Origin of the sequence: Salinisphaera sp. PC39 (assembly GCF_040361335.1) — a bacterium.
Lineage (GTDB): Bacteria > Pseudomonadota > Gammaproteobacteria > Nevskiales > Salinisphaeraceae > APNM01.
Window position 1 is genome coordinate 182770 of the sequence record NZ_APNM01000006.1, and the last position, 13846, is coordinate 196615.

Consider the following 13846-nt stretch of genomic DNA (forward strand, 5'->3'; position numbering starts at 1 on the left):
GTATCTTTTTCCCTGTTATCTGTAACCTGTCGTCCGCGACCTTGCCTACAGCAGCCCCGGCCCCAGCACGACGATATGCCGCTCGGCGTCCAGGCCGGGCACCGTCACCGCGGCCGATTCCAGCACCCGAAAGCCGGCCGGCAGCGCCGCCAGCTCGGCGGCCGGGTCGCGCCCTTTCATCAGGACGAAGCGCCCGTCCGGCGCGCACAGGTGGCCCGCCAGCCGCACCGCCTCGTCGGCCGCCGCGAAGGCGCGGCAGACCACCGTGTCGAAGCCCCTGGCGGGTCGGTAGTCCTCGCTGCGCCGCTGCACGACATCGACGTTATCCAGCGCCAGGGTACGCACGACGTGCCGCAGGAAGGCCGCCTTCTTGCCGTTGGACTCGACTAGCGTGAACGACTTGCGCGGCAGTGCCAGCGCCAGCGGGATGCCCGGCAGGCCGGCCCCGCTGCCGATGTCGGCGACGCTGTCTCCGGCGATGTAGGGCGCCGCCGCCAGGCTGTCCAGCAGGTGGCGCACCACCATGTCCGCCGGCTTGCGCACCGCGGTGAGGTTGTAGGTGCGGTTCCAGGATTCGAGCTGTTTGAGGTAGTCGATCAGGGTCTCGCGCGCGGCCGGCGAGGTGCGCACGCGCAGGGCCCGCGCGCCCTCGGTCAGGCGCTTGAGGCAGCCTTCCCAGTCCACCGTCGCCCGCGGCGTGTCGACCGTCACGCGCCCTCCCGGGCCTCGATCTTGGCCCAGGTGTCGCGCAGCGGCACCGTGCGGTTGAACACCGGCCGGTCCGGGCGATGGTCGTGGCGGTCGGCCACGAAATAGCCGAGACGCTCGAACTGCAGCCGCTGTTCGGGCTCGGCCGCGGCCCAGTCGGGCTCGATCCAGCAGTCCTCGCGGACCTCCAGGGAGTCGGGATTCAGGTGCGCGAGGAAATCCTCGTCGCCGCGGCCCGGGGTCTCGACCGCGAACAGCCGGTCGTAGAGCCGCACGGTGGCGCGCTTGCCGTGGCTGGCCGAGACCCAGTGGATCACACCCTTGGGCTTGACGCCGTCGGCCGGGTTCTCGCCCAGGGTATCGGGGTCGTAGGTGCAATGGACCTCGACCACGTTGCCGTCGGCGTCCCGCACCACGTCCTCGGCGGTGAGCACGTAGGCGTTGCGCAGCCGCACCTTTTTGCCCAGCACCAGCCGCTTGTACTTCTTGTTGGCGGACTCGCGGAAGTCCTCGCGCTCGATCCAGATCTCGCGCGTGAGCGGCAGCCGGCGCTCGCCCATGTCATCGCGGTTGGGGTGGCCGGGCGCGGCCAGGGTCTCCACCCGGTCCGCCGGGAAATTGGTGATCACCACCTTGAGCGGGTCGATCACGCACATGGCCCGCGGGGCGTTCTCGTTGAGGTCGTCGCGGATGGCGTGCTCCAGCATGCCGGCGTCGACCACGCCGTCGGAGCGCGCCACACCGACCATCTCGCAGAAGTTGCGGATCGCGGCCGGCGTATAGCCCCGCCGCCGGATGCCGCAGAGAGTGGGCATGCGCGGGTCGTCCCAGCCGGAGACATGACCCTCGTCCACCAGCCGCTTGAGCTTGCGCTTGCTGGTGATGGTGTAGTTGAGGTTCAGCCGCCCGAACTCGTACTGGCACGGGCGCGAAGGCACCGGCAGGTGCTCGATCAGCCAGTCGTAGAGCGGCCGGTGGTCCTCGAACTCCAGCGTGCAGATGGAGTGCGTGACCCCCTCGATGGCGTCGGACTGGCCGTGGGCGAAGTCGTACGAGGGATAGATGCACCACTTGTCGCCGGTCTGGTGGTGCGGCGCCTTGCGGATACGGTAGAGCACGGGATCGCGCAGGTTCATGTTGCCCGCGCTCATGTCGATCTTCGCGCGCAGCGCCGCCGCGCCCTCGTCCAGCTCGCCGGCGCGCATGCGCTCGAACAGCGCGCGGCTCTCGGCCGCCGGCCGGTCACGATAGGGGCTGTCCACGCCGGGCTCGGTCAGGGTGCCGCGGTTCTCGCGCGCCTGCTCCGGCGACTGCTCGTCGACATAGGCCAGGCCGGCGTCGATCAGGTGCAGGGCGTAGTCGTAGAGCTGGTCGAAATAATCCGAGGCGTGCCGGACGGGGCCGTCCCACTCGTAGCCCAGCCAGCGCACGTCGTCCTCGATGGCGGCCACGTACTCGGGGTTCTCGCGATCGGGGTTGGTGTCGTCGAAGCGCAGGCGGCAGCGCCCGCCGAAATGCTCGGCCAGGCCGAAGTTGAGCCAGATCGAGCGGGCATGGCCGATATGCAGATAGCCGTTGGGCTCGGGCGGGAAGCGTGTGACGACCTCGCCCGTGTGCTCGCCCGAGGCGATCTGCTCGGCGATCAGGTTGCGCAGGAAGTTGTTGCCGGCTTTGTCGTTGCCGGAAACGGAATCGCTCATGATGCAGAGGCCTCGTCCCAGCCGGACCGCGGTGGAAATCCAGGCCGCGCATTATAGAGAAACTGGCCGGCGACCTTTATCCGCGGCCGCCGGCCGGGGCGAGAAACGCGCTATGCGGCCTGCTGCTTCCGCGGGCGCACCTCGCGGTCGAACGCCAGGTAGCCGTCCTCGATCGGCTCCTCCAGGAGGATCTTGCGGTCGCGCAGGTAATGGTTGAGCACGCGCCACGGCAGCTTCCTGCCCTGGCGCGGCAGGCGGTGGCTGGCGCGCCGCACGTAGCCCGCGCTCAGGGAATCCAGCACCGAGGTGTCCTCCTCGGCGCAGCCCTCCTCGTCGCGCGGCGTGGCCGAGACATAACCCTCGGCGTCCATGTGGTTGAGCAGGCGGCAGATGTACTTGGCGGCGATGTCCGCCTTCAGGGTCCAGGAGGCATTGGTGTAGCCGAAGATCACCGCCAGATTGGGCGCGTCCTCGATCAGCACGCCCTTGTAGGTCATGACCTCGTTCGGCGGGCGGGTCTCGCCGTCGACCGCGATCTCCATGCCGCCCATGAGCTGGACCTCCAGGCCGGTGGCGGCGATCACGATGTCCGCCTCCAGGGTCTTGCCCGAGCGCAGGCGGATGCCGTCCTCGGTGAAGGTGTCGATGTGGTCCGTGACGACGGAGGCCCGGCCCTCGCGCAGGACCTTGAACAGGTCGGCGTCGGGCACCGCGCACAGCCGCTCGTCCCAGGGGTTGTAGCTGGGCGAGAAGTGGCGCATATCGAAATCCTTGCCCAACTGCTTGCGCACGCCGCGCATCAGCAACCAGCGCATGAACCGCGGGTAGCGCTGGGAGGCCGTGTACAGGATCCGTTGCAGACGGATGTTGCGCCGCCGCGCCATGGCGAACACCCAGTCGTCGGGCAGGATACGCTTGAGCCAGGCCGAGATCTTGTCGAACGCCGGCAACGAGATGATGTACGAGGGCGAACGCTGCAGCATGGTGATGTGGCCGGTATCCGGCGCCATCGCCGGCACCAGCGTCATCGCCGTGGCGCCGCTGCCGATCACCACCACGCGCTTGCCCTCGTAGTCCAGACCCTCGGGCCAGTTCTGGGGATGGACCACGGTTCCGCGGTAGCGCTCGATGCCGGGGAATTCGGGCATGTAGCCCGCGTCGTAGCGATAGTAGCCGGTACACAGGACCAGGTAGTGGCAGCGGTAATGGCGGGTCTCGCCGCTGGGCTCGTGGACCGCGGTCAGGGTCCAGCGGGCCTCCTCGCTCGACCAGTCGGCGCGGGTGATGCGCAGGCCGAAGCGGATCTTGTCCTCGACGCCGTACTCGCGCGCGGTCTCCGCCACATAGTTGCGGATCGACGGGCCGTCGGCCAGCACCTTGGGCTCGTGCCAGGGCCGGAACTCGTAGCCGAAGCTGAACATGTCCGAGTCGGAGCGGATGCCGGGATAGCGGAACAGGTCCCAGGTGCCGCCGATCGCCTGCCGGCGCTCCAGGATCGCGAACGACTTGCCCGGCGACTCCATCTGCAGATGGCAGGCCATGCCGACGCCGGACAGGCCGGCGCCCACGATCAGCACGTCGAATTCCTCGGGGTTGGTCTCCTCAGCGGCCATACCGCACCTCGTCATGTCTCGTCGTTATCATCCCATTATGCCCCGCACACGGGTGGCGACGCCAAGCATCCCCAGCAAGCGCACGCCCTGGACACTGACCCGACAATCGTCAGTCAGGCCAACTCCGCCCAGTGCCTGTCATTTCGGGCATGATCGACGACCGGTTCGAGGGCCTGTCCGCAGTTGTCCCCGGACATCGTGGCTGCTGGCGCGGCCTGGGCCATCGCCTAAATTCTCGCGATCGTCCGTCACAGCTCGGGATCTCGAATCCGAACTCATCCGCCAGGCGCCGGACCAGCGCCCGCTCGATGACGTTTTCGGATATGACTATCGCCACCGTTTATCGCGAATCGTCCCTGAACAGCCGCAACAGCGGACCATAGTCACCGGCATCCGCCGCCCTCAGCGCCCCGATATACGCATCGCGATGTTCGCTATCAGCCAGCAATCCGTTGCCGCCCCACGAAATGGGGCGGGCGCCAAGTTCATGCACCAGCAGCGCGTCGGCCAGAATCCGCGCGTGGCGGCCGTTGCCGTTGGGGAACAGATGTATCCAGACCAGGCGGTGATGGAACCGGAGCGCCAGCTCGGTGGGCGTCCAGGTTTCATGATCGATCCAGAACCGGCAATCGTCCAGCAGGTTTCGAAGCCGGACGGCGATCTGCTCCGGCGCCACGCCGATATTCTTCTCATTGAGCCGGAACGTGCCCGCCCACGTCCAGACTCGGCCGAACAGCCGCCGGTGCAACTCGCGCACGAAGCCCTCGCTCAGCACCTCCGGCCCGCGCTGTCGGCCGAGCCAAACCATGCCGTCCTGGATGTTCGCCTGCTCCATCCGGTCCAACTCGGCACGGGTCTCGATATGCCCGAAGCGCAGACCCCGGGTTTCGTCGGGATCGAGCGGGGTGGCGCCGTAGGGCTCAGTCATTGTCCCGGAGCGGGTCCCAGAGGTCGCGTGGCATCTCGTCCAGCAGCCGCCTCTTCAGCCGCTTGATCTCGGCCGCCGTGTCGGTCTCGCCGAGTTGCTGCGCCTCCAGCGCCATGTGCACGGCAGCATCTTCCACGATCTGCCGCGCCCGCCGTTCGGCCTGGAGCTCGATCAGGTCCTCGATGGATCGGCCTTCCGGCGGCACGATGGCGTAGACGAACCGACAGCCCATGGCCGCCGCCGCCTCGCGCATGGATTTGAGCGTGGCTCGCCCTTCACGCTCATAGCGCTGCATGTTCGCCGCCCACGTGCGCCCACCGCCCACACGACGGCTGAGCGCCGCGCCGGACATGCCCAACGCGGTACGCACGGTGCGTATCCAGCCCTGCCTGGGCACGCGCACACGCGCCGCCGCGGCCGCCTCATCGACTTGCCGCCGGGTCTGCTCGCGTTCCAGTGTCTTCGTGCTGTCGCTCATTGGTTCTCACATACGAGAACATTAACAACTATATGATCTCATATATGAGAACAAATAGCACGAAAGATTCTCATATAAGAGAACCAAGCCTCTGCAAAACGTAGCGAGCGAAGGCAGGTTGGTCGCCACCGGAGCGCAGGAAGCGCTGCGTGTGTGCGAATACGTGAGCCCTCTTTCGGAAAGAGGGCGCACCGCCGGCGGCCAAGATGCCGAGCGCAATCGTTGTGCAGAGGTCTGAGAAAGTCAGAGGGCAGCCTGGCGCATACCGGACGGGAGCCGGATGTCCCTGTTCTCGACCGAGAGCTTGTCAGAGATCAGACGGTCGGAGAGGAGATGCGGTTCTGCTGCGGATTTGCATTCTGTGCAACCAGCGGTTCCATCGGATCGTTCGCGATCTCGGTCAGCGGCTTCTCGACGCATGCCCTTGAGCCCTGGTATCCAACGAGATCCAAGAAGTCACGAACCGGGACCTATCGGAACTTTCCGGACATACCGAGTCCGGCGCCGCCCTGCTTACGGGTGGTCCCTCGCCCCCTCCGGTCCGGGCAAAATCCCGTATCGAGCGGCGACGGCGCTCGTTGCCCGTTCTTATATTCGCGCCAACGATCGTTTAGTATCACGCCCCCGCTGAAGGGCCGCCTCCGGCGCCCACCCCGACAATCAGAGGAATGCATTGCTATGACCGCCACGATCCACACCGTCAAGGCAGAAAAGACCAGCGGAGACCTCGCCCGCGAGGAACAGTTGGCCTGGAAGCTGGCCGAGCTCGCCACCCGGGCGAAGGACGCCCCGCAGGACGACGAGGCCGTGGCGATGGCCAAGAACCGGATCATCGACAACGCGGCGATCGCCCTGGGCGCGGCGAACGAGACGGCGGTCAAGGTGGCACGCGCCGACGCGCTGGCCTCCAAGGGCACGGGCAAGGCCACGATCTGGGGGCTGGAGGACAAGTTCGCGCCGCTGCCGGCGGCCTTCGCCAACGCCGTGGCCGTGCGCTTCCTGGATAACGACGACTGCTACCTGGCGGCCGAGTACTCCCACCCGGACGACAACATCTCCCCGATCATCGCGGTGGGCCAGCATCTCGGCGTGCACGGCGCCGACATCCTGCGCGGCATCGTGGTGGCCTACGAGGTGCACGTGGCGCTGGTCGGCACGGGCGACGGCACCGGCATCTGCCTGCACAAGCACAAGGTCGACCACATGACGCATATCGCCGCGGGCACGGCGGCAGGCATCGCCTCCATGCTGGGGCTGACCACCGAGCAGGCCTATCACGCCATCAACTTCGCCGTGCACAACGCCATTTCCTCCCGGCAGTCGCGCAAGGGCGACATCGGCGCGCAGAAGGAATTCGTGCCCGGCTTCTCCGCGGAGATCGCCATCAAGGCGGTGAACCACGCCACGCACGGCCTCAAGGGACCCAACCCGGTCTACGAAGGCGTGGACAGCATCATCCGCCGCTTCCTGAACGGCCGGGACGACGAGAACGCCGTCTACAAGGTCGAGCTGGCCGAACCGGGGGTCGATCCGCTGCGCAACATCCTGAAGACCTACCCCAAGCAGTACGCCTTCGAATACCAGGGTCAGGCGATCATCGACCTGGCGCTGCAATTGCGCGAGCAGCTACCCAAGAAGGGCGACGGCGTGGACCTCGACCAGATCGGGAAGATCGTGCTGGAAACCAGCCATCACACGCACCACGTGATCGGCACGGGCGCCAACGACCCGCAGAAGATCGACCCGGATTCGCCCCGCGGCACGCTGGACCACAGCATCATGTTCGCCATCGCCCGCTGCATCCAGACCGGCGAGTTCCACAAGGACCGCGCCTACCAGATGACCCAGGCCGAGAAGAACGAACTGCGCCAGCTGATGGCCCGCATCGAGACGCAGTTCGACCAGCACTGGGAAGACCTGTACCACGACCAGGATCCGAACGTGCAGGCCTATGGCGGCCGCATGATCGTGACCCTGGCCGACGGCAGCGAGGTCGCGGACGAGAAGACCCGCGCCAACGCCCACCCCGGCGGCGACACTCCCTGGCAGCGCCCCGACTACGAGGCCAAGCTCGCCGATTACACCAAGGATCTGGTCTCGGATGCCGAACGCGCCCGCTTCATCGAGGCCGTCAACGGCATGGATAGCCTCTCGGGCGAGGAACTGGCGACCGTGAACCTGATCGTGGACAACGGTCGCCTGGAGGCGCCGGAGACGCGCGGCATTTACTAGCGACAAACCAGCGGTCTTCGCGGCGACGGTTTGCCCACCGAACCGTTGTCGCGGCTCCGCCAAGCGAGCTTCGGCCAGGTTCACCGGGCTGCCGAAAGACAGCCAAGGTCGTCCACGATTGAGCGTGCGTGTCGCAGGCAAGGCGGCGCGCCGCCAAAGCCACCGCCCAGAACGAGCTGCTGCTCTACCGAATCGTTGAGGCGTAGTACCCCGCTTACGTGGAATAAATGGACCGCGAGAACCGGCTGCCGCCTTACTACATACGACGGGAATTTAAGGTTCCTACACCGTAGTCGGCTGGAGCGCGGTCGCATTGCGGTGACTCTCACGAGGAGCACTTGACGGCTTTTAACTGCACGCGCCGGTAACACCCGGCTGAACTCGACAGCACTGGCTCAGGTCACAAGGTTCGACTTGTGCCAATGCCCAGTCCAGCGCGTTAGCCGAATTCAAACTGCCGATTCAGCCTCTCACGGAAACCAGAATCGCACCTCGAAACCGAAATACTGGTAGACAAAGCGCCGCCCGTCCGAGTCTTGCCTATGACAGAGGTAGTTAACGCTACTCAGGAGAGGTTCTATGGTCGCCGGTCAAATACTTGGGTAGTTTGGTTAGCCATCAAGCTGAAGGCGATACCCGTGAGTTTGCGGGCTACGGCAACGAAGACTTGGGTGGGTTTCAGGCCCTGATTTCACGCGAAATCAATATGATCTACTCGTGGGTGAATCACTTCTTAAGGAGTCCTACTGTACGCCAGTCTACAGAAAGACTCCCCGACTCAATGGATACAATTTCTACGGAAGGTCGATACAAGGGCTTTTGTTCTACCTATACTCAGTGCTATTTGCACAGTATCCTTGGCAGCAGGCTCACTCATTAAGTTAAGGTTCTGCAGCATACGTTACAACTCTCAGGCTGCCCGCTAATCTCAGCGTCGCTCTTGTTCGGAACAGGATCATTGACCGCGCGTATAGGTGGTGTGTGGGACAAGGTTCAACAAAATTTAGCGCGCTTTCACGACTGTTTTCATCCACAGTATTCCGCGAGATGGCTCGTGTTGGCCGCTCCGCCACCTTCGCGCGACTACTGCCATCCACTGGACTTGTTGACCTGTCCGGCGCGAACAAAACCGTCGGTGATAGCTTTGATGCTGCCTTTCGTCAGTTGAAGAGAGCGGGTCAGCGCGACGAATACGTATACCGTGCAGCACTAACGCGCAAAATTCTCTTAGGAAAGCACTCGTTAAAAACTGCATGCATGTTGAGCGAATTCCGTGCCGGCGCCTGCAAGGCAGACCTAGTAATTCTCAATGGAACAGCGACGGTCTACGAGATTAAGTCTGAGAGGGACTCACTGGATAGATTGGCACATCAAGTCGAAAACTATAAGAAAGTATTCGCATCCGTTAATATCGTCGCGAGCCCGAACCACGTCGAGCGCATTTTAGAGCGGATGCCCGAAGATGTCGGAGTTATCTGTCTCTCGTCGCGCTTCCAGCTCAGCAGTCAGCGCACCGCGGCTACTAAGCCAGAGCAGGTTTGCCCACAGACAGTCTTCGAATCCCTCCGTTCAGACGAAGCACAGCGCGTGCTCAAAACCTTGGGCCAGCGTATACCGGATGTGCCGAACACCCAACTCCACTCGAAAATGCGTTCTATCTTCGCTCGGCAAGAACCCGCAGCTGTGCATCGGGCAATGGTCGCAACGCTCAAGGATACCCGCAGTCTGTCTCCGTTAGGTGACCTTGTAGATCGACTCCCATCTTCGTTACATGCCGCCGCACTCTCCATTAGGCTCAAACCTAAGGAGCACCAGCGAGTTGTTGCTGCCGTTAACACGTCACTGGACAGGGCGATGCGTTGGAGTTAGTTGGGAATGTACCACCCATACTTTAGAGGAAAACAGTTCGAGCTCATTGCCATCCGGGAAACCGCGGAAATCCTCTCTCGGTCAAGTTTCGTCCCAATTATTGAGCCCGTCAGGGAGTCCTTGAGAGGACTGCATCGCACACTTAGCGCGATCAGCGATGCTGAAGGAAAGGCGATTGTGATCGTAAACCCCCATCACGGCGAGCACAGTGACGACGGCACTGACATCACTGCACTTCTCAAAGGGGAATTCGACTCCAACGATTCAATCGCTGCGGGGATTCTCCTCACAGAAGACATGACGGCAGAAGAGGCTGTCAGGTACTACGAGGAGCACGCAGACCACCAGCCAGTATTCGTCCACGCTGGCTTCACGCAGGCTAAATCCCTGGTAGGCAAACTCGGTCACAAGATCGACCAAACCGAGAACGTCTTTTTTGAACAACATGGATTGTTGTATAGAAAACATTTTGCAGATGCCACTCGCATTCTACTAAAAGATGGATTTGAGCGACGACGCAATGCCGATTATCCCTCGGTGGAGGTGTTCTCCGACTTGCATGTCACCTTCAAAGAGATCGGAATGGATGGCTTCGGGGACTTCCTCATCGTTGGAGACGACTATAGTGAGGGGGGAGGTCCGGCCTATGCAGTAGCTATTCACCTGACGTTCATCGACGCAGACAGGGACGATGAGATGTATATCTATCACTTCGTGTCGAAGACTAAAGATACGCCTACGGATCCTGCCGGCAAGTTCAAGGAGGCGTTGGATGAGTTGATTGAAACGATAGACTCAGACGAGTCCCACGTCCTTGAAACGAGTGCCATAAAGGAGTTTCGGCAACTTCACGCGAATGGACACTTCCCTGGCTTGGGCTACGTTAAAAAGCTCTCCATGAAGCATCACATTGAAACGCTAGCCGATTACCTCAACTGAAAATAATGGTCGCTCGTTGCTGCCCAGAATGCTTCGATGACCGCGGCCTGCGGAAAGATATATTCCCGTCTCTCAATCCAGTAAAAGGAACTTGCGACTTCTGTGGGTCGTCAGATGTAGACCTAGTCGAACCGCGTAGGCTTTCGGCATATTTCGAGTTGCTCGTCGACACGTATGAGCCAAATGACGCTGGCCGGCTCTTGGTTGACTGGATGAAAGAGGACTGGGCGCTTTTCAGTCATCCGCGTATGGACGCTGCGCATGCCAAGGAACTGTTAGGTGAGATTCTGGATGACGGAGATATCGTAAGACAGGGCTTCATGCCGTCCGCAAGCTTTGAGAGCGAAGGTCTGGTGCAGTGGAAGACGCTTCGTGACGAGATAATGTATCGGAATCGTTGGTTCCTTAATGTCGATTTCGACACTGAGCAACTCGGTGGCTTGTTGGCTCACCTCATCGCGGATGAGTTGCCGAAAACGTGGTATAGAGCGCGGCTAATTGAGGGAGACGAAATATATCCTATAGATAAGATGGGAGCACCGCCGAAGAGGTCGGCATCGCATGGTCGCGCGAATCCTGCAGGTATCCCGTATCTGTATCTTGGCTCACTCCCTGAGACGGCGATTTCCGAGATTCGTCCACACACGGGAGAACAAGCGTGCGTAGCAGACTTCACGGTCGATGGCCCCTTTAAAGCCGTTGACCTTCGTGAACCACGCAAATTGGTATCGCCTTTTCTGCTCGCTGATGCAAGCGCTATAGGGCAGCTGCGGGCAGATTTACCGTTTATGGAGCGGCTTGGTGAAGAGCTTACGCGCCCAGTGCTACCGTCTGGTGCGGCTATCGACTATATTCCGAGCCAGTACTTATGCGAACTCGTTAAAAATTGTGGTTACGATGGCGTAGTATATCGGAGCGCTGTAAGTGACGGAATTAACTTGGCGCTATTCGATCCGAATAGAGCAACAGGGGGAAGCGTAACTAGGTACGCCATTAAGCGTGTATCTGTGTGCGTTGAGGTTACTTCGCGCGAGACATAATTCGTAAGATCGATTCGAATTCCGTCGCTATTCCCAAGTTTTCGTAGTCAGACCTTTATTTTACACAAAACAGACTGAAACTCGTTGCCTGGGATAAGCGAATGATCTAGTTGGGTCGATTTCGTTCAGTCCCGCTGGAGCCAGTCGGAGGACGGCGAGCCCAGCCATTACACGCATCACGTAATCGACACCAATTTCGCCTACCGGCACGCCATCTATCCGCCGCACTGGCCATACAAACGTAATGGACGGCGCTCCCGTGCCAACCCGGATCATCAACCACTCATCGGGCGGCCAACTTTCCGGCGTCGACTCGCGAATGCCCATTGAGGAATCGATCGTTTACGATTGCCGGACGCTCTCAATCCGTCAGGAGAGGACATGGCGATCGCGGACAAGACCATCGTGATCACGGGCGCTTCCAGCGGCATCGGCGAGGCGGGCGCCCGGCGGCTGGCCGAGCGGGGTGCCCGGGTCTGCCTGGTGGCCCGGCGCGAGGACGAGTTGCAACGGGTCGCCGACGACATCCGGGCGGCCGGCGGCCAGGCCTGGGCCTATCCGGCCGATCTCACGGACGAGGCGGCGGTCGCGCGGTGCGCCGAGCGCATCCTGGCCGAACACGGCCACGTCGACGTGCTGATCAATAACGCCGGCCGCTCCATCCGGCGCCCCATCCGAGAGGCCCTGGACCGGCTGCACGACTACCGCCGCACCATGGAGATCAACTATTTCGCGGCGGTCCAGCTCACCCTGGCGTTCCTGCCCGGCATGCTGGAACGCGACAGCGGCCAGATCGTGAACGTCTCCAGCTTCGCCACCCTGGCGCCGGTGCCGCGTTTTTCCGCCTATGTGGGCAGCAAGGCGGCCCTGGAGGGCTTCTCGCAGTCGCTGGCCGCGGAACTGGCGAATACCGGCATCGCCGTGACCGTGATCTGCTACCCGCTGGTGCGCACCCCCATGACGGCGCCCACCAAGATGTACGACAACATCTCCATGATGTCGCCGGACGAGGCCGCGCAGTGGATGGTGGACGCCGTGGCCAAGCGCCCGGCGCGCATCGCCCGCCGCGTCGGCGAGGCGATGGCGGTCGCCAAGACCGCGGCTCCGGGACTGACCACGTCGATCATGGCGCGGGTCTTCGACTACCGCGCCAAGAAGCTGCGAAAGCAGATGGAAGATTAACCACAGAGGCACAGCGACACAGAGGGCGAACCCAAAAGAATGTGTCTTGAGGATTAAACCTGTTCTTTGCTCTGTGACTCCGTGTCTCTGTGGTTAGTCTCTTAAAAAATCAGCGAACAGCACCACCGCCCAATCCGGCAGGTCGCGCGCCCGCCAGGTGGCACGCCCGTGCTCGAACAAAAGCACGTCGCGCAGGGCCCGCCCGCGCTCGCCGTTGTCCACCACCATCAGCCGGTCGACCAGGGGCACCGCCGACGGCACCCGCTCCCGCAAGCCGGTATCGCCCGCGCGGATGGCGCCCGGCGACGGTGCCGGTCGGCCGGTCTCGCGCGCCCGCAGGTACGCCCGCGCCACGGCGAGATCGGCGGAACCCAGCCCGACCAGCGTGAGCCACGTGACATAGCCCGCCTCCTTGGCACGCGCCAGGAAATCCAAATCCGCGGCGCTCGCGAACACGGTTTCCACCGCGAAACTGCGGCGGGCGGCGAGCAATGCGTCGCGCGTCGCCGCCGCCCGGTGCCGTGCCTCGTCGGTGTGGCGCTCGGGGGCCCGCGGCCAGCGACCGCGGGCGATACGTCCGGGATCCACCAGGGGCAGCCGCAAGCGCGTGGCGACGTTGCGGCGATGGTAGTGGCTCTTGCCGGCGGCGTCCGCGCCGGCGACGAGCCACAGGAACGGCGCGGCAACGGCTGCTGCTTCGGCGGTCACCGGTCAGGTCGTCTTCAGGGCGTCGACATCGGCGATCACGCGCCGGCGGCCGTTGGGCCGGACCTCGACCACCCGCCCGGCATCGTCCAGCACCGCGTAGCACTGACCGGCCTCGGCCATGCCACGCTGCAGCCCGCGGTCGCCCTTGGGATCGAGCACGATCGATTCGAGCACGCCCAGGGCCACGGCCCGCTCGTCGCCGCCGAGATCGTCGAAATCCAGGCCCGCCTCCAGGGCCGTCCGGACCCGCGCCATCGACACGCCCGGTTGGCGCTCCAGGGCCCGGCCGATCCGGGCCCAATGCTCGATCTGCTCGGTCATGGAGCGGCTCATGAGGTCGGCCTCGGCCCGCGCCGCGGCAGCGATATCGTCATTGACCTTGATGGCGACCGACATGGCCTGGCCCTCGTGGTTGCAATCTGCGACCATCCTAGCAGAACGCCAAGGAG

Annotated in this window: 12 protein-coding genes; 5 read left to right on the plus strand and 7 right to left on the minus strand. The window is 63.2% G+C overall.

What is annotated here, in order from left to right; translation table 11 throughout:
- Positions 1–45: 45 nt before the first annotated feature.
- The 5 genes from rsmG to PC39_RS07935 form a co-directional block, all read right to left on the minus strand.
- Positions 46–711: a 16S rRNA (guanine(527)-N(7))-methyltransferase RsmG gene (gene rsmG, locus PC39_RS07915; protein WP_353252837.1), complete on the minus strand. Its 666-nt coding sequence runs from the start codon at positions 709–711 to the stop codon at positions 46–48.
- Positions 708–2408 (minus strand): glutamine--tRNA ligase/YqeY domain fusion protein, encoded by a 1701-nt coding sequence (locus tag PC39_RS07920; protein WP_353252838.1) that lies wholly within the window; start codon positions 2406–2408, stop codon positions 708–710. The genes rsmG and PC39_RS07920 overlap by 4 nt, the downstream gene beginning before the upstream one ends.
- A 110-nt stretch (positions 2409–2518) precedes the next feature.
- Positions 2519–4021: a flavin-containing monooxygenase gene (locus PC39_RS07925; protein ID WP_353252839.1), complete on the minus strand. Its 1503-nt coding sequence runs from the start codon at positions 4019–4021 to the stop codon at positions 2519–2521.
- Positions 4022–4361: 340 nt separating this feature from the next.
- Positions 4362–4949 (minus strand): mobile mystery protein B, encoded by a 588-nt coding sequence (locus PC39_RS07930; protein WP_353252840.1) that lies wholly within the window; start codon positions 4947–4949, stop codon positions 4362–4364.
- The gene (locus PC39_RS07935) at positions 4942–5427 is read right to left on the minus strand and encodes a mobile mystery protein A (RefSeq protein WP_353252841.1); all 486 of its coding nucleotides are present in this window, start codon (positions 5425–5427) and stop codon (positions 4942–4944) included. Before PC39_RS07935 ends, PC39_RS07930 begins: the two co-directional genes overlap by 8 nt.
- 678 nt (positions 5428–6105) lie before the next feature.
- Between PC39_RS07935 and PC39_RS07940 the strand changes: the two genes are divergently transcribed.
- The 5 genes from PC39_RS07940 (at position 6106) to PC39_RS07960 (ending at position 12689) form a co-directional block, all read left to right on the plus strand.
- Positions 6106–7659: an MmgE/PrpD family protein gene (locus PC39_RS07940; RefSeq protein WP_353252842.1), complete on the plus strand. Its 1554-nt coding sequence runs from the start codon at positions 6106–6108 to the stop codon at positions 7657–7659.
- Positions 7660–8706: 1047 nt separating this feature from the next.
- Positions 8707–9528 (plus strand): sce7726 family protein, encoded by an 822-nt coding sequence (locus PC39_RS07945; protein WP_353252876.1) that lies wholly within the window; start codon positions 8707–8709, stop codon positions 9526–9528.
- Positions 9529–9534: 6 nt separating this feature from the next.
- Positions 9535–10467 (plus strand): sce7725 family protein, encoded by a 933-nt coding sequence (locus PC39_RS07950; protein WP_353252843.1) that lies wholly within the window; start codon positions 9535–9537, stop codon positions 10465–10467.
- 5 nt (positions 10468–10472) lie between these two features.
- A complete protein-coding gene (locus PC39_RS07955; protein ID WP_353252844.1) occupies positions 10473–11507 on the plus strand; it encodes an RES family NAD+ phosphorylase in 1035 nt (344 codons plus the stop codon).
- Between the two features lie 381 nt (positions 11508–11888).
- Positions 11889–12689 carry an SDR family NAD(P)-dependent oxidoreductase gene (locus PC39_RS07960; RefSeq protein ID WP_353252845.1) on the plus strand — a complete coding sequence of 267 codons (801 nt, stop codon included), beginning with the start codon at positions 11889–11891 and terminating at the stop codon, positions 12687–12689.
- A 93-nt stretch (positions 12690–12782) separates the two neighbouring features.
- On the opposite strand, the gene PC39_RS07965 is transcribed toward PC39_RS07960, so the two are convergent.
- Positions 12783–13397, minus strand: a complete 615-nt coding sequence (locus PC39_RS07965; protein WP_353252846.1) for a hypothetical protein — start codon at positions 13395–13397, stop codon at positions 12783–12785.
- 3 nt (positions 13398–13400) lie between these two features.
- Positions 13401–13793, minus strand: coding sequence for a TA system antitoxin ParD family protein (locus PC39_RS07970; protein WP_353252847.1), 393 nt, complete (start codon positions 13791–13793; stop codon positions 13401–13403).
- Positions 13794–13846: the final 53 nt, after the last annotated feature.